Here is a 21,112-nt window from a genome sequence, read left to right on the forward strand (position 1 = left end):
AGCACGCGCCGCGAAAGCGATCTCCCCCTGCCTGTGGCGCCTCCTTCTCCCAGGGAAACTGACCTAAATGAACGGTATCGACCTCATCATCTTCGATTGCGACGGCGTTCTCGTCGATTCGGAAATCATCGCCTCGGAAGTCGAGGCGGCCCTTTTGACCGAAGCAGGCTATCCGATCAGCACCGAGGAGATGGCAGAGCGCTTTGCCGGCATGACCTGGCAGAACACGCTGCTGCAGATCGAAAAGGAAGCGAGCATCCCGCTTTCGGCCTCGCTCATCAGCAAGGTCGACACGATCCTCGACGAACGCCTCGCGCGCGATCTCAAGATCATCGAAGGCGTCAAGCCGATGCTGGCGCAGCTGACGCTGCCGCACTGCATCTGCTCCAACTCGACCTCGGCGCGGCTCGCGATGATGCTCGGCAAGGTCGGGATCAAGGATCATTTCGGCCGCCATATCTATTCCGCCCGCGACCTTGGAGCGGACCGCGTCAAGCCGAAGCCGGACATCTTCCTGCACGGCGCCAAGCAGATGGGCGTCGCCCCTTCCCGCATCCTGGTCATCGAGGACTCCGTTCACGGCATCCATGGAGCGCGCGCAGCGGGCATGCGCGTCGTCGGCTTTACCGGCGGCTCGCACACCCATCCCTCGCATGCCGACCAGCTGACCGATGCCGGCGCCGAAACGGTGATTTCCCGCATGTCGGCGCTGCCGGGCGTGATCGCCGCTCTATCCGAGTGGTCGGAGTCGATGACGGCCTGATCCGGCAAAGCCGGGCGCTAGCCGCTACAGACCCTTTCGCTCCGGATGTTCACCGGGGCGGGAAAAAGCTCTCGGCCATCACGGCGGGCGTCCGATTAGGCGCCGAGGGACAGGATGTCACATTGATGTGCCATGGCTGTCCCTCCGAAGATCTCCCCGGTTTTCGCACCGCGCACGAGGGCCATATCAGCCAAGCCCCTCAGGGGTATTTCTAGGAGGAAACATCATGCGTCTTTCAATGTTGACGGGCCTGACCCTGGCGGCCAGCGTTGCCTTCGGGCCGTTCGCCTTTGCCGATATCACCGTTGGCGTCATCACGCCGCTCACCGGCCCGGTCGCGGCCTATGGCGAGCAGGTCAAGAACGGCGCGGAAGCTGCCGCGGAGGAGATCAACAAAGCCGGCGGCATCAACGGCGAAAAGATCGTGCTGAAGATGATGGACGATGCCGGCGACCCGAAGCAGGCCGTATCGGTAGCAAACCAGGCTGCTGGTGAAGGCATCCACTTCGTCGTCGGTCCGGTGCTTTCAGGCACCTCGATGGCGGCGTCCGACGTTCTCGCCGAAAACGGCATCCTGATGATAACGCCGACGGCGACCACGCCCGATCTGACCACCCGCGGTCTGTGGAACGTGCTGCGCACCTGCGGTCGCGACGACCAGCAGGCTGAGGTTGCCGCTGCCTATGTGGTCAAGAACCTTAAGGACAAGCGCGTCGCCGTCCTGCACGACAAGGCTCCCTACGGCAAGGGCCTCGCCGACGGCTTCAAGAAGGGGATCAACGCAGGCGGTATCACCGAAGTCGTCTACGAAGGCCTCAACCCGGGCGACAAGGACTTCAGCGCCATCGTCACCCGTCTGAAGGCGGAAAAGGTCGATGTCGTCTACTTCGGCGGCTATCATCCGGAAGGCGGCCTGCTCGCACGCCAGATGCGCGACCAGGGTGTGACAGCGCAGATCTTCGGCGGCGACGGCCTGTCGAACACCGAGTTCTGGGCGATCGGCGGCGACGCTGCGACCGGCACGATCTACACCAACGCAAGCGACGCGACCCGCAACCCGGCGTCGGCTCCGGCCGTCGAGGCACTGAAGGCGAAGAACATTCCGGCCGAAGCCTTCACCCTTAACGCCTATGCGGCAGTGCAGGTCCTGAAGGCCGGCATCGAAAAGGCCGGCTCCGCCGAGGATGCGACCGCCGTTGCGACCGCGATCAAGTCCGGCGAAGCGATCGACACCGTGCTCGGCAAGCTCACCTACGGCGAAGCTGGCGACCTCACCTCGCAGGCTTTCTCGCTCTACAAGTGGGAAGGCGGCAAGAGCGTCGCTGCCGAGTAATCCGGTACAGTCACCAAATGAAAACGCCGGGGCTTGCCCCGGCGTTTTTCGTTTCAGGCAGCTGCTACAGCGCCGCGCATCTTAATTAGACGCGCAAAAGTTGCGTAGCACTTTGAATTGCTGCATGTTTTTATCCTTAAATCGAATAGGATTTAAGGAAACATGCGGCAGAGCCGCTTACTTCTTGCGCTTTGCCGGCGGACCTTCGTCGAAGCCGACGAAGACCTTGGCGTTGGAGCCTGCGCCGGCCGGGAGCGCGACGTCCGTCTTGGTGAAGACGAACTGCGTCGAGCCGTTTGCCGGGATCTCAACGACATGCTGCGTCAGCTCGGAATAGAGCGTCTTGTCTTCGTCGACCGCTGCGACGCGGATCGGCATTGTGATCTTGCCGGGACCGCCTGCGGGACCGCTGACGACCCGACCCTGAACCACGACGGTCACCGTGAGCGCGGTTTCGCTCTGCACGCATTGCCGCGTCGTATCGGCGAGCGACGCCTGATAGATGACCTTGGTCGGATCGTCCTTGCCGCCCTTGGCGTAGGTGCGGAACGACGAGGTGCCTTCTCTCAAAACCACCTGCGGGCATGCAGCCTGGACAACGGCCGGCGTAGCTGCTGCGGCACTGCCGCCCGCATCGATCGCTCCGCCGGATTGCGTCTTGTTACAGCCGGCGAGGATCGCGAGAAAGGATATTGCGAGGACAGGCCGGGATACTTTGCCAAACACGTTGAACAACCTCTACTGAACCGGTTGAAACTCCTTGACCGAAATCTCGGCCGGAAGGCCTTTCATGGCCTTCGGGCATCGTCTATAGCAGCGGCGAATTGAAAAATCGATCGGGTCAGCCATCTCGATCGGAATTTTCCGAAACGACGCTCGGGCCGGAAATTTGCATTGGTGACAAGAATGCGTGGGGACTTTGTCAAGGACTGACGCAATAAGACAGACGCGCTGCGGCCGGTTCGCATAGGGTCGCCGCGATCCGAAGGCAAGACGAAGGACTAGGATGGTGAAGTATATCTCGACGCGCGGCGAGGCCGCCCCTCTCGGCTTCTGCGATGCGCTGCTTGCGGGCCTTGCGCGCGACGGCGGTCTCTACCTTCCCAGGGAATGGCCGACGCTGTCGAAGAAAGAAATCCGGGCGCTGCGCGGCAAGTCCTATCAGGATATCGCCTTTGCCGTGCTCGAGCCCTTCATCCACGGTGAGATCCCCTCAGCGAAGTTTCGCGAGATGATCGACGAGGCTTACGCGACCTTCCGTCATCCCGCCATCGCGCCTCTCGTCCAGACCGGCCCCAATGCCTTCGTCATTGAGCTGTTCCACGGCTCGACGCTTGCGTTCAAGGACGTGGCGATGCAGCTGCTGGCCCGCCTGATGGACTATGTGCTCGCCGAGCGCGGTGAACGGGCGACCATCGTCGGCGCGACTTCGGGCGATACCGGAGGTGCTGCCATCGACGCCTTTGCCGGTCGCGAACGTACTGACATCTTTATCCTCTTCCCGCATGGCAAGGTCTCTGCCGTTCAGCAGCGCCAGATGACGACATCGAAGGCCGGCAACGTCCACGCCATCGCCGTGAAAGGCAATTTCGACGATTGCCAGAACCTGGTCAAAGGCATGTTCAACGACGCGGTCTTCCGCGATCGCGTCAAGCTTTCGGGCGTCAACTCGATCAACTGGGCGCGGATCATGGCCCAGATCGTCTATTACTTCACGACGGCGATCGCGCTCGGCGGCCCGGACCGCAAGATTTCCTTCACTGTGCCAACAGGCAATTTCGGCGATATCTTCGCCGGCTACGTCGCCAAGCGCATGGGCCTGCCGATCGACAAGCTTGTTGTCGCCACCAATGAAAACGACATTCTCGCCCGCACGCTGAAGACCGGCCGCTACGAAATGCGCGGGGTCAAGGCGACCACGTCTCCGTCGATGGACATCCAGATCTCGTCCAATTTCGAACGGCTTCTGTTCGAAGCCAACGATCGCGATCCGGCCGAAGTCCGATCCGCGATGGACAGCCTCAAGCAATCAGGCTCCTTTGCCATCCGCGAAAAGGCGCTGAAGGCGATCCGCAAGGAGTTCCAGGCCGGGCGCGCCTCCGAAAAGGACGTCGCCAGGACCATTGCCAAGACCTTGGAGAAAACCGGCTACCTGCTCGACCCGCACAGCGCCATCGGCGTCTTCGTGGCGGCCAAGCACGAGAAGGCGTCGGCCCCAATGGTGACGCTTGCAACCGCCCATCCCGCGAAATTCCCCGACGCCGTAAAATCGGCAAGTGGTATTGACCCGGCGCTTCCGACGTGGCTTGCTGACCTGATGAACAGGGAGGAGCGTTTCGATATCCTGGATGCGGATTTGAAGAGCGTCGAGACCTTTATCGGCGAGCGCACCCGTCTCCAGGGGTAAGAACGAGAAGAAACGTATGATGAAAGTTGAGTGCACCCGGCTCCCTTCCGGGTTGACGGTGGTAACCGAGCAGATGCCGCACCTTGAAAGCGTGGCGCTCGGCGTGTGGATCAAATCGGGCTCACGCAACGAAACCGTGGGCGAACACGGCATCGCTCATCTGCTTGAGCACATGGCTTTCAAAGGCACCGGCCGGCGCACCGCCCGCCAGATCGCCGAGGAAATCGAGAATGTCGGCGGCGAAGTCAACGCCGCGACCTCGACCGAAACGACATCCTATTACGCACGCGTCCTCAAGGATCACGTGCCGCTGGCCGTCGACATCCTTGCCGACATCCTCACCGAATCGAGCTTCGACGAGGAAGAGCTGCGCCGTGAAAAACAGGTGATCCTGCAGGAGATCGGCGCTGCCGACGACACGCCCGACGATGTCGTCTTCGATCGTTTCGCCGAAACTGCCTATCGCAACCAGACGGTCGGACGCCCGATCCTCGGCACGCCGGAGACGGTGATGTCGTTCTCCGCCAACCAGATCCGCCAATATCTCGGCCGCAACTACACCACCGACCGGATGTTCGTCGTCGCGGCCGGCGCCGTCGAGCACGAGGCTTTCGTGCGCCAGGTCGAGGAGCGCTTCTCGACGCTGCCGCGCACGCCGCTGGCAACGCCGGTTCTCGAAACCGCGATCTATACTGGCGGCGAAAGCCGCGAGACCCGCGACCTGATGGACGCGCAGATCCTGCTCGGGTTCGAAGGCAAGGCCTATCACGCCCGCGACTTCTACTGTTCGCAGATCCTCGCCAACATCCTCGGTGGCGGCATGTCTTCGCGCCTATTCCAAGAAGTGCGCGAGCATCGTGGCCTCTGTTACTCGGTCTATGCCTTCCATTGGGGCTTCTCCGATACCGGCATCTTCGGCGTGCATGCGGCAACCGGCGGCGAGAACCTGCCGGAGCTGATGCCCGTGATTGTCGACGAACTGCGCAAGTCGTCGATGAACATCGAACAGCAGGAAATCGAGCGCGCCCGCGCCCAGATCCGCGCCCAGCTGCTGATGGGCCAGGAAAGCCCGGCCGCACGCGCTGGCCAGATCGCCCGCCAGATGATGCTTTATGGCCGCCCGATCCCGAACGACGAACTGATGGAGCGCCTGTCTGGCATTACCATCGAGCGTCTGACCGATCTGGCAGGTCGCCTGTTCTTCGACACCGCCCCGACGCTGTCGGCGATCGGACCACTCGAACAGCTGGCGCCGATGAACGACATCCTGTCGTCACTGACAGGAAAAACCACCGTCGCGCACGCCGTCGCAAGCTGATCCGGACCACCGGATCTCGGCCGGGACTGCCATGGCGCCCGGCCGGCGAAGTGTTTGCGACTTTTCGTAAAATCGGATTCGATTTGTGCGCAAAGTTGTGCAACGCTCGGATTTGCGACAGCGCAAAGGGCGCCGTGCGCCGGGCGGTTAAGGATCTTCCGCGCGTTCAACTGGAAGGCCTCGGAGGCACATATGACACGATCGGTTTTTCGGTTCCTGTCGCGACAGCCCGAGACGATCGAGATCGCCAACCAGGATTACCTGCTCCGCCTCCCCCGTTACGCCGATTATCGCCAATGGTACCACCTTCGAAGCGAGAGCCGCGGCTTTCTGGAACCGTGGGAACCGACCTGGCGCGCCGACGAAATGACGGAAAGCGCCTTTCGCGGCCGCGTCATCCGCAATGAGCAGGAATTCGCATCCGGCCAGGCCGTACCGCTTTTTCTTTTCCACAAGCCCGCGGAGACCCTGCTCGGCGGGATCACCATCGGCCACATCCGTCGCGGTGCCGGGCAAAACTGCATGATCGGCTACTGGATGGGCGAGCGTCATGCCGGCCACGGCCACATGTTTGCCGCCCTCAAGCTTGCGATTCCCTACATCTTTTCGAGCCTTGAGTTGCACCGTATTGAAGCAGCCTGTATTCCGGAGAACTCAAGAAGCATCCGGCTCCTTGAAAAGGCCGGTTTTGAGCGTGAAGGCTACTTAAGACAGTACTTGAGGATTAACGGGCAATGGCGTGACCATGTGCTTTTCTCTCTCCTGTCCGATGATGCCGTACCGAACAGGAAATTGCCCCTTTGATGCCTCTAACCCGCTCGCCCTTCGCATGGTCAGCCTCGAAGCTGGCAGCGTTTCTGATCGCTCTCACGACGCTGTTCTGCGCCTTTAGCGGCATTGCCCATGCTCTTGAGCCGGTCAAGATTTCACGCGAAGACACCGCACTCGACCTGACCGCGACGACCGAGATCTATAGCGGCCGCAGCGAAGCCTTCCAGGTTTCGACGGCGCCAGGCGCTGACGGTATCGTCCGGCGCATCGAAGTGCGTTCCAGCACCGAGAACCACCAGGGCGACTGGGCGGTTTTCGCGCTCGCCAACGTTTCGGGCGAACAGCTCGACCGCGTGATCGTCGCGCCGCATTTTCGCCTGGTGAATTCCAAGCTCTTCTGGCCCGACCTCGGGTCGCAACGCATGCTGTCGATCACGCCGAGCGAGGGCTTTGCGCTCGAACGGCTGCCGAGCGACGATTCGGACGTCTTCCAGATCACGCTCAACCCAGGCGCGGTCATCACCTTCGTCGCAGAGCTGGCGACGCCTGAGCTGCCGCAGATCTACCTCTGGCAACCGGACGCCTACAAGGACACGGTCAACGCCTTCACGCTCTATCGCGGCATCGTTCTCGGCATCGCCGGCCTGCTCGCGGTGTTCCTGACGATCCTGTTCGTGGTCAAGGGAACCTCGATGCTGCCGGCAACGGCAGCACTCGCCTGGGCGGTGCTTGCCTATATCTGCGTCGATTTCGGCTTCTTGTCCAAGCTCATCAGCGTCACGGCCGGCGACGAGCGAATATGGCGAGCGGGAACCGAGGTGTTCCTCGCGGCAGGCCTGGTGATCTTTCTCTTCACCTATCTCAACCTCAATCGCTGGCACCAGCATCTGGGTTATGCGACACTCGCCTGGATCCTCGGCCTTGGCCTGCTCTTCGGCGTTGCGGTCTATGATCCGGCAATCGCATCGGGTATCGCCCGCCTCTCATTCGCACTGACGGCAACGGTCGGGATCGTGCTGATCGCCTATCTCGGCTTCAACCGTTACGACCGCGCCATCCTGCTGGTCCCCGCCTGGCTGCTCATTCTGGTCTGGCTGTTCGGCGCGTGGCTGACCGTCACCGGCCAGCTGGCAAACGACATCGTCCAGCCAGCACTTGGCGGCGGCCTCGTCCTGATCGTGCTCTTGATCGGCTTCACCGTCATGCAGCACGCCTTTGCCGGCGGCGCCTACCAGCAGGGCCTGTTCTCCGATCTTGAGCGCCAGTCGCTGGCGCTGACGGGTTCCGGCGATACGGTCTGGGACTGGGATGTGGCGCGTGACCGCGTCGTCAGCATTCCCGATATCTCCCTGCAGCTCGGTCTCTCCATGGGCTCGATGCACGGCCCCTTGCGCAACTGGTTGCCGCGCCTGCACCCCGATGACCGCGATCGCTTCCGTGCCACGCTCGACGTCCTGCTCGAACACCGCCGCGGCAAGCTCAACCACGAATTCCGTGTACGTGCAGAGGATGGCCATTATCACTGGCTGTCGATCCGCGCCCGCCCGGTGCTTGGCGCCAATGGCGAGATCATCCGCTGCGTCGGCACGATCATCGACATCACCGAGCAGCGCAACTCGGTCGAACGTCTGCTGCACAACGCGCTGCATGACAATCTGACCGGCCTTCCCAATCGTCAGGTCTTCCTCGACCGCCTGCAGGCCATCCTGCTGATGGCCGACACCACGACCGCACGCCCGACCGTTCTGGCGATTGATATCGATCGCTACAAGCAGGTCAACGACCTGCTCGGCATTGCCGCCGGTGACAACATCCTGATCGCACTGACGCGCCGGCTGCGCCGGCTGCTGCGCCCGCAAGACACGCTCGCGCGCCTCGGCGGCGACCAGTTCGGGCTGATCCTGATGTCGGAGCGCGACCCGGCCAAGGTCGCCGATTTCGCCGACGCGGTCAGCAAGGCGATCATGGTGCCGCTCAACTATGGCAACCGCGAAATCAACCTCACCGCGTCCATCGGCCTCGTCTCCTGGCTCGACCAGGAGCAGAGCGCTGCCGGCCTGATCGACGACGCGGAGCTTGCGATGTTCCGCGCCAAGAAGGAAGGCGGCAACCGCGTCGAGCCTTTCCGTCCAGCCTTTAGAACCTCCGGCTCGGATCGCATGCAGCTCGAAGCCGATCTCAAGCGAGCGATCGAGCGCAAGGAACTGTCGCTGGTCTACCAACCGATCGTGCGGCTCAGCGACGCCGAGATTGCCGGTTTCGAGGCGCTGATGCGCTGGGATCACCCCAAGCGCGGCAATGTCTCGCCGACCGAGTTCATCCCGATCGCCGAGAATTCCGACCTGATCAACCAGCTCGGCATGTTCGCATTCGACAAGGCGACCAGCGACCTCACGGAATGGCAGATCCAGACCGGCGATCTGCCGATCTTCGTGTCGATCAATCTCTCCAGCGCGCAGCTGCTCAACAACGAGCTCTATGACGACGTTCGTGCCGTGCTGAACAAGAACCGTTGCGACCCGGCCAAGGTGAAGATGGAGCTGACCGAATCTCTTGTCATGGAGAATCCGGAGCAGGCGCGGTTGGTGCTTGAGAAGCTGAAGGAAGCCGGCTTGAAGCTGGCGCTCGACGACTTCGGCACGGGCCACTCGTCGCTCTCCTATCTCACCCGCTTCCCCTTCGATACGATCAAGATCGACAAGGCGCTGGTGCGAGACCCGAGCGATAAGCGCGGCATTCTGCTGCGCTCGGTGATCACCATGGCACGCGAACTCGACATGCAGGTTGTGGCCGAAGGCATCGAGTCCGAGGAAGACGCTATCCAGCTTTCACAGATGGGCTGCGACTACGGCCAGAGCTTCCTGTTCGGCCCGCCGATCGGTTCGGAGTCGATCCTGCGGCTGTTGAAAGAGCGATTTCCGCTGATGAAACGGGCTTAAGCTCCACAAGGGTGCGCCACTGCAAGGCTGCGGATACACGCAGCCTCGGATGTCTCATGGACGAATCTGATTGAGGCAATCTGGATTACAGTTCATGGCCGGATCTTCGGCGCCGGGTATCAGGCGTGGCCGGCCTCGATCGACAGCATCGCCGGGCTGACGCCCATCAATGCCAGAGCGCGATCGTATTTGTCGCCGAGCGCCTTGTCGAAGATCAGCTCTTCGCGCGCCGGGCAGGTCAGCCAGCCGTTCTGGGTGATCTCCGCCTCAAGCTGGCCGGGACCCCAGCCGGCATAACCCAGCATCATCGTCGCCCGGTGCGGCCCCTCCCCGCGCGAGATCGCACGGACGATGTCGAGCGTGGCGGTCAGGCAGATATCGTCGCTGACCGGAATGCTGGAATCGCTTAAATAATCGTCAGAGTGCAGCACGAAACCACGCCCGGTCTCGACCGGGCCGCCCGCCTGAATCTGGAAATCGCGGGTCATCGCCGGCAGACGGATTGCCTCGTCCTCGTCGAGGATTTCGAGGTGCATCAGCACATCGGGGAAGGTCAGCTGCTGCGGCCGGTTGAGGATGAAGCCCATGGCGCCGTCGTCCGAATGGGCGCAGATGAAGATGACGGTGCGGGCAAAATTCGTGTCAAACATCCCAGGCATGGCGATCAGGAACTGACCGTCAAGGAAACCGCGTTCCCGTTTCTTCTGTGCCATGGGTATCGCCATAATGCGGACAGCCTACCAATTCGTCGCGAAATGAAAAGCGCTTCAACGTCGCGACCGCCAAATAATGCACGTACCGCGTTTACCCTGTTCTGCTTGATCAAACATTTATGATCTCCGCGCCCAAAGGGGCGTCTGGAGCGTTGCCGGCAAAAGCGATATTGCTTTGGCCATGATCAAACGTCCCACATATCAGAACATGGTCCAGCGCATCGGCACGGCAAGCCTTCTCCTCGCATTTTTTCTGCCTGCCAGCGCCCAGGCGGCGACCAGCGAATGGATGACATCAACCGGCGGCATGATCCGCATTGTTGCCGCGCCATTGCAAAAGGATGGCACGATCCCGGCGACGCTCGAGGTCAAGCTGAACCCCGGCTGGAAGACCTATTGGCGCGAGCCCGGCGCTAGCGGCATTCCCCCGCAGATCACGCTTGATCCGGCCGAAGGAGTCGTTCTTGAAAAGATCGGCTTTCCCGTGCCCAAGACCTTCGACGACGGGGTGGTGCGCTATGTCGGCTACGACAAGTCAGTCGCCTTCCCCTTGACGCTGAAGCGCCTGCACGGCAAGGGAGACGTGAAGATCCGCGCCTCGGTGTTCCTCGGGATCTGCGAGGACATCTGCATCCCGGTGCAGGGCGAACTGAATCTGACGCTCAAGCATGACGACTTCGACAACCCGCTCGATGCCGCCCGCATCGACGGTGCAGTCGCCGCCCTGCCGGAACCGCCCTCCGAGGATTTCAAGGTGACAACCGCCGTTTATGACGAGCACAAGGCAGCGGTGCGCCTCTCGTTGAAGCTACCGCCGGACACCGGCAAGGAGCACCGCGAACTGTTTCTTGCCGGCGCCTCAGGCGTCTCCTTCGGCAAGCCGGCAATCACTCAGGCGGAAGGTGCGGAGCTAAAGGCCGAGATCCCCGTTCGGCTCTCCGGCAAGGATAAGACGCTGAAGGGAAAGCCGGTCATCCTCACCGTGCGCGCCGGCGGGCGCAGCATGGAAACGACCCTTGCCTTTGATTGATGCGCCTCTATAGTCTTGCCGGTTTCAGGCGGTTGGGTCCAAAAACAATCGCCGGAGACACCCGGACGCACAACTCAAGCCGCGACAACGCCCTGCCGGAACGCCGGTCTGGCCATGCGCGCAACGCAAGGAGAATGCCGTGACCATTGCCGTCGGAGACAAGCTGCCCGCTGCTACCTTCAAGGAAAAGACCGCCGATGGTCCGGTGGAAGTGACGACCGAACAGCTTTTCAAGGGCAAGCGCGTCGTGCTCTTTGCCGTGCCGGGCGCCTTTACCCCCACCTGCTCGCTCAACCATCTGCCCGGCTATCTCGAAAACCGTGACGCGATCCTGTCGCGCGGTATCGATGATATCGCCGTGGTTGCCGTCAACGACCTGCATGTCATGGGTGCCTGGGCGACATCGTCGGGCGGCATGGGCAAGATCCACTTTCTCTCGGACTGGAATGCCGCGTTCACCAAGGCACTCGGCATGGATATCGATCTGTCCGCCGGCACGCTCGGCGTCCGCTCCAAGCGTTATTCGATGCTTGTCGAAGACGGCGTGGTGAAGACGCTCAATCTTGAGGAAAGCCCGGGCCAGGCGACCGTATCGGGCGCCGCCGCGATGCTGGAGCAGCTCTAGGCTTAGACGTCACTGCGAATGAAAAACGGGCCATGCGGCCCGTTTTTCATTTTGCGAGAGGATCCGGACGGCGCCCCTTCTTGTAGGGCTCCATGCCCTTGCGGGCGAGTTCGTCGGCGCGCTCGTTTTCCGGATGGCCGGCATGGCCCTTAACCCAGTGCCAGGTGACTTTATGGCGGCGGTTGGCCTCGTCCAGCGCCTGCCAGAGTTCGCCGTTCTTCACCGGCTTCTTGTCCGCGGTCTTCCAGCCGTTTTTCTTCCAGCCGTGGATCCACTTGGAGATGCCGTCCATCACATATTTGCTGTCGGTATGCAGGTCGACCTCGCAGGCGTTCTTCAGCGCATCCAGCGCCGAGATCGCCGCCAGAAGCTCCATGCGGTTGTTGGTCGTTTCCGCCTCGCCCCCGCACATATCCTTTTCCACCTCGCCGTAGCGCAGCACCGCGCCCCAGCCGCCCGGCCCGGGGTTGCCCGAGCAGGCGCCGTCCGTAAAAATATCAACGTGTTTCATGCAGAGGTCTCTTCGATCCGGAGGCCGTATTCGGCGCTGGAAACGATCGCCCGGTGGAACCGGATCTTCGTCAAATATTCGAGCGGATCCTTCTTCACCACCAAGGCGCCGGCCGGCGTCATCAGCCAGTCGTAGAGGCGCGTCAGGAAGAAGCGCAGTGCCGAACCGCGGCAGAGCAGCGGCAGGGCTTCGACCTCATCCGCCGTCAGCTTGCGCACGCTCTCATAACCCGAAAGCAGCGCCATGCCCTTGGTGATATTGTAGGAGCCGTTCTTTTCGAAGCACCACGAGTTGAGGCAGACCGCCACATCGTAGGCGAGATAATCGTTGCAGGCGAAATAGAAGTCGATCAGGCCGGAAAGCTGGTCGCCGAGGAAGAAGACATTGTCGGGGAACAGATCGGCATGGATGACACCATCCGGCAGCGATTTCGGCCAATGGCTCTCGAGATGCGCAAGCTCGGCGGAAATCTCGTCCTTAAGGCCGGTCTGCACCTCGTCGGCGCGCGCCTCGGAATTGACCCATAGCGGCCGCCAACCGCCGACCGAAAGCGCATTGGTGCGCCTCAGGTCGAAGCCCTGGCTAGCGACATGCATCTCAGCCAACGCCCTGCCGACCTCGCGGCAATGCTTGGCCTCCGGCTTGCGAAGCCACATGCCTTCGAGGAACGAAATCATGGCGGCCGGACGGCCGGACAATTCGCCCAGCAGTTCGCCGTCGGAGCGCGGCAGGGGCAGCGGACAGGAAAGCCCGCGATCGGCCAGATGATGCATCAGCCCCAGGAAGAACGGCAGGTCACCTGCGTTCACCCGCTTCTCGTAGAGCGTGAGGATATAGGCGCCCTTTGTCGTGTGCAGCAGGAAGTTGGAGTTTTCGACCCCCTCGGCGATGCCCTTGTAGGACGTCAGCTGGCCGACGTCATAGGCCTCGAGAAAGGCGCTCAGGTCGTCTTCCGTGATATCGGTGTAAACTGCCACGGTCGTTCACTTTCAAATGCGGGCAAGATATGCGGGTTATTCGCCGTTGACGAAGGCCATGTCGGCGGCGGTCAGCGGCACGTGCCGGATCTCGCGGTTGACGAGGAAGTTCTCATTTTCCTCGACGGTGTCGGCAAGTTCAACGACGGCGTCGTAGCGCTCGCGGAACGCCTCGATGATCTCGTTGACGATGACCTCAGGCGCCGATGCGCCGGCAGACAGGCCGACGGTCGAGATTTCGCCGATCGAATCCCAGTCGATTTCCGCTGCCCGCTGCACGAGAACGGACTTTTTCGCGCCGGCTTTCAGCGCCACTTCGACCAGGCGCTTGGAGTTCGACGAGTTCGGCGCACCGACAACCAGGAACAGATCGCAGCCGGGTGCCGCCTGCTTGACCGCTTCCTGGCGGTTGGTGGTGGCATAGCAGATCGAGTCCGCAGCCGGCGCAGTCAGATTGGGGAAGCGCTCATGCAGCCGCTTGATGACCCCGGCAGTGTCGTCGACGGAGAGTGTGGTCTGGGTAACAAAACCGAGATTTTCCGGATCCGGCGGCATATAGACGTCCGCATCCTCGATCGTCTCGACGAGCGATACCGCGCCTTCCGGCAGTTGCCCCATGGTGCCGATGACTTCGGGGTGACCGGCATGGCCGATCAGCACCACGTGGCGGCCCAGCCGGTTGTGGCGCATCGCCTGCTTGTGCACCTTAGAGACCAGCGGACATGTGGCGTCGAGATAGAAGAGATTGCGTGTATCGGCATCCGCAGGCACCGATTTCGGCACGCCATGGGCGGAAAACACCACCGGCTGCTTGCGATGCTCCGGCGGGATCTCGTCGAGTTCCTCGACGAAAATGGCACCCTTGGCTTCCAGCCCTTCGACCACATAACGATTATGCACGATCTCGTGGCGAACATAGACCGGCGCGCCGAATTCCTTCAGCGCCAGGACGACGATCTGGATCGCCCGGTCGACGCCGGCGCAGAAACCGCGCGGCCCGCAAAGGCGAATGGTGATCGGGGATTTTGCCGCGGATGATGCCATGGATCAGGATGCCAGTAGAACGAAAACAAGGGCTGCAATCGCCGGGCCGCCCTGGATCAACAGGATGCGCGGCTTGACGGACCACGCGCCATATATAGCGGCAACGATCACGCACACAAGGAAGAACACCTTCAACTCGAAGGCAAATGACGCCTCCGGCTGCAGAAGAGACCAGAAAAGACCAGCCGCGAGAAAGCCGTTGTAAAGCCCCTGGTTGGCGGCGAGCACCCGGGTCGCTTCCGCCTGCTCCACCGTCATGCGGAACACCGAACGTCCCTCAGGCCTCGTCCACAGAAACATCTCCAGCACGAGAAAACCGAGATGCAACAGCGCCGTCAGCGCGATCAGGATCGTCGATATCAAACCCATTCCACATGTCCCCCAACTGCGTCGGTCAGGGATAGCACGGCGCTACAGCCTGTTTCCTTAAGTCCTATTCGATTTAAGGATAAAAACATGCAGCAAATCAAAGTGCTACAGCGACCTTTGCGATAATAAGACGCGCGGCGCTGTAGAGGCCCGCCTATGGCTTGCGCCGCATCAGAAAAACGCCGCTGACGACGACCAGGGCTCCGGCAAGACCGTACCAGGTCAGCGCGTATTGCAGATGGCTGTTCGGCAGGTCGAACTGGGTAACGCCGCCGATCGGAAGCCCACCCGGATTGGGCGTAGCATCGGCGTCGACGAAGAACGGTACGACCTTCTCGGCGGGAAGCCCGACCGAAGATGCCATCGTGTCGAGGTCCTTCCAGTAAAAGATATTCTTGGCGAGGTCATTGTCCGGGACCAGCGACGACGGCTTTTCGGCGAGCTTCGGCCTTGCGAGGCCATGGATGGCCACGGACGCCGGAAGCTCGCCCGCGAGACGGGTCGACGAATCCTTCAGTTCGAAGGGAACGAAACCGCGGTTGACGAACAAGGCACGGCCGTCCTCGATATTCAGCGGCGTAAAGACATAGTAGCCGGTGCGACCGTTGTAGGTCGCGAAGAAGTGCCGCTCCTTGCTGTGGTCGAAGGTGCCGGAAACATTGACGGTGCGATAATCGATATCGCCGCCTTCGGCTGAAATCTTTTCGACCTCGGCAAGCGTCACCGGCGGCGCCGACCGCCGTTCAGCGATCGCTTGAAGCAGGCCCTCTTTCCAGTGCAGCCGCTGCATCTGCCAGGTGCCGAGCGAAATGAGGATGGCGAAGACGATAGCGAGCACGGCGAATGCGCCGAGGCGCGCAACAAGGCTGCCCTTCTTCCTGGTCTCGATCTCAGCCACGGTCGATCTCGCCGGGCCGCGCGTTGTTGCGATACTGCAGGTTGATAAGGATGCCCTTCAGCATGCGCGTCAGGCCGAGGCTGAGCACGATCGCCAGCGGTATCCAGAGCAGGAAATGCAGCCAGAGCGGTGGATTGAGGTTTACCTCCATCCACAGTGCCGCACCGACGACGATGAAGCCGACAATCAGGATGACGAAGACGACAGGACCATCGCCGGAATCGGCGAAACGATAGTCGAGATCGCAGCTGGCGCAGGCGGGCTTTACCGTCAGGAACCCATCGAACAGCTTTCCCTGGCCGCATCGCGGGCAATGGCCTTTGATACCTGCCATGACCGGGTCGACCGGCGGATAGAGGGCTTTGTCGTCACTCACGGATTGATCTCGATCGGGGTGTTGTTGGGAACCAGGTCCCAGATTTCATCCATTTCGGCATTCGTAACCGCAATGCAGCCGTCCGTCCAATCGAACATCTGCGTCATAAACGCCAGCCAGCCGAAATAATTGCGCTGGCCGTGGATCATGATCATGCCACCGGGGTCGACGCCCTTAGCTGCCGCTGCCTTGATATCCTCGGGTCTCGGATAGGAGACGTGCATCGACAGGTGATAGCCGCTCTTGTCGTTGCGCCAATCGAGGACATAGAGGCCTTCCGGCGTTCGCCGGTCACCTTCGCGTTCCTTGTGACCGATGGGATTGCCGCCAAGAGCGACCGAATACTGGCGCAGCATCTCTCCACCCCGGTAGAGCTGCAGGATGCGCTTCTCCTTGTGCACCACCACGCGGTCGGCCGGATCGCCGGCAGAGGCTGAAAAGCATCCTGCCAGAAGCCAGGCCGTCGTCACCGCAGCCACGCGAATATTCATGTCGGCTCGCCCCATCGATTCCGCCGTAATGCAAACAAAAAATAAGGCGGCTGCATGGTCGCAGCCGCCTTATCGAGAAGAGCTTGCGCTCAAATCTTCTTACATGTGAGCGACCGGCGCGCCCCAACCACCCCAGATGTAGATGGAGAAGAAGAGGAACAGCCAGACGACGTCAACGAAGTGCCAGTACCAGGCCGCCGCTTCGAAGCCGAAGTGCTGCTTCGGCGTGAAGTCGCCACGCAGCGCGCGCAGCAGGCAGACGAGCAGGAAGATCGTACCAACGAGAACGTGGAAGCCGTGGAAGCCGGTCGCCATGAAGAAGGTCGCGCCGTAGATCGAGTCCTTGAAGGCGAACGGAGCGTGAGCGTATTCGTAGGCCTGGACGTAGGAAAACAGCACGCCGAGCACGACCGTCAGCGACAGGCCGTAGACGAGGCCCTTGCGGTCGTTGTGGAGCAGTGCGTGGTGCGCCCAGGTGACCGTCGTGCCGGAAAGCAGCAGGATGACGGTGTTGTAGAGCGGCAGATGCCAGGGGTCGAGAACCTCGATGCCCTTCGGCGGCCAGACACCACCGGTGAAGGCGGCGCGGGTTGCCTGAATGGCTTCGCCCGGGAACAGGCTGGCGTCGAAGTAGGCCCAGAACCAGGCGACGAAGAACATCACTTCCGAAGCGATGAACATGATCATGCCGTAGCGCAGGTGCAGCGAGACGACGCGGGTGTGGTGACCCTCGTGCGCTTCCTTCACCGTGTCCGACCACCAGCCGTACATGGTGTAGAGAACGACTGTGAGGCCGATGAAGAAGACCCACGGATTGGCAAGGTCAGCGCCGAACAGCTTGAAGGAGCCGCCCGAGAGATAGCGCATGTAGCCGACACCGCCGAACGCCATGACGAATGCGCCGATCGAGGCAAGCAACGGCCAGGGGCTCGGGTCGATGATGTGGTAGTCGTGATTCTTCTGATGTGCATCGGCCATGTCAGTAATCCCCGATAGGTCTTTCTCTTGTCGCCCTTTCGGCATAGCCGAAACGGGCCTCCAGTCAAAGTTTGTTCTCAGTTTCGCCCGTCTTCACCTGTGCGACCGGCTTCGACGGCTCGCGTGGGTAGAAGGTGTAGGAAAGTGTCAGTGTCTTGATGTCCTTGGTCTCTACCGCCTTGACCATGTCCGGATCGACGAAGAATACCACCGGCATCTCCATCTCCTCTCCCGGCTGCAGTGTTGTCTCGGTAAAGCAGAAGCATTGAACCTTGTTGAAATAGGCACCGGCCTGCATCGGCGTGACGTTGAACGTCGCCTGCCCGGTCGTCGGCTTCGACGAAAGGTTCTTGGCGCGGTACATCACCTGTACCGTCTCGCCGATCCGCACATCGATGTCGCGTTGAACCGGCCTGAACTCCCACGGCAGGCCGCCGGAGGTATTGGCGTCGAAGGTCACCTTGACCTTTTCGTCGAGAATGACATCCGATGCCTGCTCGACGCGCTGCGTCGTGCCGTTATAGCCGGTGACGCGGCAGAACATGTCATAGAGCGGCACGGCCGCATAGGCCATGCCGGTCATGCCGACGACGAAGGCAATGCAAGTACCGACGATAGCGCCGTTGGAGCGCTGCTTCTGCTGAGGGTCCTGAGAGGTCGTCATATCGCGCTTCCCTCAGTTGACCATGCCGTTGCCGAACTTGATCAGCGTGACGACGTAAAAGAGGACGACCAGGCCAGCCAGCACGATACCGAGCGCAATGTTGCGGCCGCGGCGGGACTTCTTCTGGGCTTCGTTCAGCTTGACGGTTTCCATCAGGCAACACTCCCGGCATTCAGCCAGATATTGACGATCAGGTGATCCGCCATCAGGGCGGAGAAGATCACGAACAGATACATGATCGAGAAGGCGAAAAGCTTCTTGGCGGGCAGCATGCGCTCATCCGCCTCAGGCATGCGCAGCACGCCGATCGAATACCAAACGAAGCCCAGGCCTAGTGCCGCTGCAACCGCGCCATACCCGATGCTCGCAAAACCGAGCAAGGTGGGACAGATGCCGATCAGGGCCGTCAGGACTGCATAGATGACGATCTGCTTCTTGGTGGTTGCCTGGCCGCAGACGTTGGGCAGCATCGGCACGCCGACGGCGCCGTAGTCGCCCATCTTGAACAGCGCCAGCGCCCAGAAATGCGCTGGCGTCCACAGGAAGGTGATGAGGAACAGGACGATGCTTTCCACCGATACGCCGCCGGTCACGCACGCCCAGCCGATCATCGGCGGGAAGGCACCGGCAGCACCGCCGATGACGATGTTCTGCGGCGTCGAGCGCTTGAGCCACATCGTATAGATGACGGCGTAGAAGAAGATGGTGAAGGCGAGCAACCCGGCTGCGAGCCAATTGACGGCGAGCCCGAGGATGATCACGGAAAAGGCGGAGAGCGTCAGGCCGAAGGCGAGGGCTTCCTCGGGCAGGATCTTGCCTGCAGGGATCGGGCGCTTGGCCGTGCGGGTCATGACCGCGTCGATGTCGGCGTCATACCACATATTGAGCGCGCCTGAGGCGCCGGCGCCAACAGCGATGCACAGGATGGCGATGAAACCAATGAAGGGATTGATATGTCCGGGTGCAAGCACGAGGCCTGCAAGCGCAGTGAACACAACGAGCGACATGACGCGGGGTTTCAGAAGCTCGAAATAATCGCGTGCAGAGGCCTCGGACAGGCGCGGTGCACCACCCCTGCCAACTGCTTCGTGATTGTCGATGACCGTCATGTCTCGTCCTTGATCGTCTTTTGCCCATACGGGCCGTCTTTTGCCGGTTCTCCGGCGGGGTGAAGCCGCCGGGATCGGCGGCTTCTGTTTCTTTCCCATCACTTGATGCGCGGGAGTTGTTCCCACTGGTGGAACGGCGGCGGCGAAGACAGCTGCCATTCCAGCGTGTTCGCACCCTCGCCCCACGGATTGTCGCCAGCGACGCGCTTCTTTGCGAAGGCTTCAGCGACACAGAAGAGGAAGATCAGCACGCCGACGGCTGCGATGTACGAGCCGTAGGACGACACCATGTTCCAGCCGGCATAGGCATCCGGATAGTCGATGTAGCGGCGCGGCATGCCGGCGAGACCCAGGAAGTGCTGCGGGAAGAAGATCAAGTTCACACCGATGAACATGACCCAGAAGTGCAGCTTGCCGAGGAACTCGGAGTACATGTAGCCGGTCATCTTCGGGAACCAGTAGTACCAGGCAGCGAAGATCGCGAACACGGCGCCGAGCGACAGAACGTAGTGGAAGTGAGCAACCACGTAGTAGGTGTCGTGCAGCGAACGGTCGAGACCGGCGTTGGCGAGCTGAACGCCCGTGACACCACCGACGGTGAACAGGAAGATGAAGCCGATCGCCCAGACCATCGGGGTCGTGAAGCGGATCGAACCACCCCACATCGTCGCGATCCACGAGAAGATCTTCACGCCGGTCGGAACAGCGATAACCATCGTCGCGAAGACGAAGTAACGCTGCGTGTCGAGCGACATGCCGACGGTGTACATGTGGTGCGCCCACACGATGAAGCCGACGGCGCCGATCGCGACCATGGCGTAGGCCATGCCGAGGTAGCCGAAGATCGGCTTACGCGAGAAGGTGGAAACGATGTGGCTGACGATGCCGAAGCCCGGCAGGATCAGGATGTACACTTCCGGGTGACCGAAGAACCAGAACAGGTGCTGGAACAGGATCGGGTCGCCGCCGCCTTCAGGCGCGAAGAAGGCCGTGCCGAAGTTGCGGTCGGTCAGCAGCATGGTGATGCCACCTGCCAGAACCGGCAGCGAGAGCAGAAGCAGGAAGGCGGTGATCAGAACCGACCAGGCAAACAGCGGCATCTTGTGCAGCGTCATGCCCGGAGCGCGCATGTTCAGGATCGTGGTGATGAAGTTGATCGCGCCGAGGATCGACGAGGCACCGGCGATGTGCAGGCCAAGGATCACAAGATCCATCGCCGGCCCGGGCATGCCTGATGTCGAGAATGGTGGATAGATCGTCCATCCGCCCCCCGCACCATAGGCGCCTGCCGGACCTTCGACGAACATCGAAAGCAGAACCAGCAGAAAGGCCGGAATGATCAGCCAGAAGGAGATGTTGTTCATGCGCGGGAACGCCATGTCCGGCGCGCCGATCATGATCGGAACCATCCAGTTGGCGAAGCCCCCGATCAGCGCCGGCATGACCATGAAGAAGATCATGATGAGCGCGTGCGCGGTCGTGAACACGTTGAACATGTGCTTGCCGCCGTCGATGGCAGCATCGCCCTCGAAGCCGTAAACCATCTGCGCCAGACCGTGGAAGATCTGGATGCCCGGTTCCTGCAGCTCGGCGCGCATGAACACCGACAGCGTGCCGCCGATGATGCCCGCGATGATCGCGAAGATCAGGTAGAGCGTGCCGATGTCCTTGTGGTTGGTTGACAGAAACCAGCGCTGAAAGAAGGTCAACGGCTTGTGCGCGTGGTCTGCGTGACCATGATCGGAGTGATCATGGCGTTGGTCGTGATGAGCGGCTGTTCCAGCCATGGGTCGAGC

Annotated in this window: 22 protein-coding genes; 8 read left to right on the top strand and 14 right to left on the bottom strand. The window is 61.4% G+C overall.

Features of this window, described 5'->3' with window-relative positions:
* Positions 1–67 precede the first annotated feature (67 nt).
* Together ASD03_RS02475 and ASD03_RS02480 are read left to right on the top strand one after the other, a co-directional pair.
* Positions 68–763, top strand: coding sequence for an HAD family hydrolase (locus ASD03_RS02475; RefSeq protein WP_025426193.1), 696 nt, complete (start codon positions 68–70; stop codon positions 761–763).
* 226 nt (positions 764–989) lie between these two features.
* On the top strand, positions 990–2,096 hold the full coding sequence (locus ASD03_RS02480; RefSeq protein WP_025426192.1) for an ABC transporter substrate-binding protein: 1,107 nt from the start codon (positions 990–992) through the stop codon (positions 2,094–2,096).
* A gap of 177 nt (positions 2,097–2,273) precedes the next feature.
* Here the strand turns inward: ASD03_RS02480 and ASD03_RS02485 are convergent, their stop codons facing one another.
* Positions 2,274–2,822 carry a hypothetical protein gene (locus tag ASD03_RS02485; protein WP_025426191.1) on the bottom strand — a complete coding sequence of 183 codons (549 nt, stop codon included), beginning with the start codon at positions 2,820–2,822 and terminating at the stop codon, positions 2,274–2,276.
* Between the two features lie 280 nt (positions 2,823–3,102).
* Here ASD03_RS02485 and thrC point away from each other — a divergent pair, with 280 nt between their 5' ends.
* The 4 genes from thrC to ASD03_RS02505 all read left to right on the top strand — a co-directional run bounded on the left by thrC (position 3,103) and on the right by ASD03_RS02505 (position 9,531).
* Entirely contained in the window at positions 3,103–4,503 is a 1,401-nt protein-coding gene (gene thrC / locus ASD03_RS02490) for a threonine synthase (protein WP_025426190.1), read from the top strand.
* 16 nt (positions 4,504–4,519) lie between these two features.
* Entirely contained in the window at positions 4,520–5,821 is a 1,302-nt protein-coding gene (locus ASD03_RS02495) for a pitrilysin family protein (RefSeq protein ID WP_025426189.1), read from the top strand.
* 192 nt (positions 5,822–6,013) lie between these two features.
* A complete protein-coding gene (locus ASD03_RS02500; protein ID WP_025426188.1) occupies positions 6,014–6,625 on the top strand; it encodes a GNAT family protein in 612 nt (203 codons plus the stop codon).
* Positions 6,625–9,531, top strand: a complete 2,907-nt coding sequence (locus tag ASD03_RS02505) for an EAL domain-containing protein (RefSeq protein WP_057212457.1) — start codon at positions 6,625–6,627, stop codon at positions 9,529–9,531. Before ASD03_RS02500 ends, ASD03_RS02505 begins: the two co-directional genes overlap by 1 nt.
* A 119-nt stretch (positions 9,532–9,650) precedes the next feature.
* Here the strand turns inward: ASD03_RS02505 and ASD03_RS02510 are convergent, their stop codons facing one another.
* On the bottom strand, positions 9,651–10,256 hold the full coding sequence (locus ASD03_RS02510; RefSeq protein ID WP_025426186.1) for a YqgE/AlgH family protein: 606 nt from the start codon (positions 10,254–10,256) through the stop codon (positions 9,651–9,653).
* 169 nt (positions 10,257–10,425) lie between these two features.
* Here ASD03_RS02510 and ASD03_RS02515 point away from each other — a divergent pair, with 169 nt between their 5' ends.
* Positions 10,426–11,274: a protein-disulfide reductase DsbD domain-containing protein gene (locus ASD03_RS02515; protein ID WP_025426185.1), complete on the top strand. Its 849-nt coding sequence runs from the start codon at positions 10,426–10,428 to the stop codon at positions 11,272–11,274.
* A gap of 139 nt (positions 11,275–11,413) precedes the next feature.
* Positions 11,414–11,899, top strand: a complete 486-nt coding sequence (locus ASD03_RS02520; protein ID WP_025426184.1) for a peroxiredoxin — start codon at positions 11,414–11,416, stop codon at positions 11,897–11,899.
* 46 nt (positions 11,900–11,945) lie between these two features.
* On the opposite strand, the gene rnhA is transcribed toward ASD03_RS02520, so the two are convergent.
* The 12 genes from rnhA to ctaD all read right to left on the bottom strand — a co-directional run bounded on the left by rnhA (position 11,946) and on the right by ctaD (position 21,103).
* Positions 11,946–12,410 carry a ribonuclease HI gene (gene rnhA, locus ASD03_RS02525; protein ID WP_025426183.1) on the bottom strand — a complete coding sequence of 155 codons (465 nt, stop codon included), beginning with the start codon at positions 12,408–12,410 and terminating at the stop codon, positions 11,946–11,948.
* Entirely contained in the window at positions 12,407–13,387 is a 981-nt protein-coding gene (locus ASD03_RS02530) for a homoserine kinase (protein ID WP_025426182.1), read from the bottom strand. The genes rnhA and ASD03_RS02530 overlap by 4 nt, the downstream gene beginning before the upstream one ends.
* Before the next feature lie 36 nt (positions 13,388–13,423).
* A complete protein-coding gene (gene ispH / locus ASD03_RS02535; RefSeq protein WP_025426181.1) occupies positions 13,424–14,431 on the bottom strand; it encodes a 4-hydroxy-3-methylbut-2-enyl diphosphate reductase in 1,008 nt (335 codons plus the stop codon).
* A gap of 3 nt (positions 14,432–14,434) precedes the next feature.
* Complete coding sequence (locus tag ASD03_RS02540) at positions 14,435–14,800, bottom strand: DUF1304 domain-containing protein (protein ID WP_025426180.1); 366 nt, start codon at positions 14,798–14,800, stop codon at positions 14,435–14,437.
* A gap of 154 nt (positions 14,801–14,954) precedes the next feature.
* Positions 14,955–15,638, bottom strand: a complete 684-nt coding sequence (locus ASD03_RS02545; RefSeq protein ID WP_239637574.1) for an SURF1 family protein — start codon at positions 15,636–15,638, stop codon at positions 14,955–14,957.
* Between the two features lie 52 nt (positions 15,639–15,690).
* Positions 15,691–16,074 carry a DUF983 domain-containing protein gene (locus ASD03_RS02550; protein WP_025426178.1) on the bottom strand — a complete coding sequence of 128 codons (384 nt, stop codon included), beginning with the start codon at positions 16,072–16,074 and terminating at the stop codon, positions 15,691–15,693.
* Positions 16,071–16,565 carry a L,D-transpeptidase family protein gene (locus ASD03_RS02555; protein WP_057211512.1) on the bottom strand — a complete coding sequence of 165 codons (495 nt, stop codon included), beginning with the start codon at positions 16,563–16,565 and terminating at the stop codon, positions 16,071–16,073. Before ASD03_RS02555 ends, ASD03_RS02550 begins: the two co-directional genes overlap by 4 nt.
* 99 nt (positions 16,566–16,664) lie before the next feature.
* Positions 16,665–17,543: a cytochrome c oxidase subunit 3 gene (locus ASD03_RS02560; RefSeq protein ID WP_025426176.1), complete on the bottom strand. Its 879-nt coding sequence runs from the start codon at positions 17,541–17,543 to the stop codon at positions 16,665–16,667.
* Between the two features lie 64 nt (positions 17,544–17,607).
* Positions 17,608–18,207, bottom strand: a complete 600-nt coding sequence (locus tag ASD03_RS02565; protein WP_025426175.1) for a cytochrome c oxidase assembly protein — start codon at positions 18,205–18,207, stop codon at positions 17,608–17,610.
* 12 nt (positions 18,208–18,219) lie between these two features.
* Complete coding sequence (locus ASD03_RS39870) at positions 18,220–18,360, bottom strand: hypothetical protein (protein WP_025426174.1); 141 nt, start codon at positions 18,358–18,360, stop codon at positions 18,220–18,222.
* Positions 18,360–19,316 carry a heme o synthase gene (locus ASD03_RS02575; RefSeq protein ID WP_025426173.1) on the bottom strand — a complete coding sequence of 319 codons (957 nt, stop codon included), beginning with the start codon at positions 19,314–19,316 and terminating at the stop codon, positions 18,360–18,362. The genes ASD03_RS39870 and ASD03_RS02575 overlap by 1 nt, the downstream gene beginning before the upstream one ends.
* Positions 19,317–19,414: 98 nt before the next feature.
* Positions 19,415–21,103 carry a cytochrome c oxidase subunit I gene (gene ctaD, locus ASD03_RS02580; protein WP_025426172.1) on the bottom strand — a complete coding sequence of 563 codons (1,689 nt, stop codon included), beginning with the start codon at positions 21,101–21,103 and terminating at the stop codon, positions 19,415–19,417.
* Positions 21,104–21,112 lie beyond the last annotated feature (9 nt).

This window comes from Ensifer sp. Root127 (assembly GCF_001425225.1).
Taxonomy (GTDB): domain Bacteria; phylum Pseudomonadota; class Alphaproteobacteria; order Rhizobiales; family Rhizobiaceae; genus Ensifer; species Ensifer canadensis.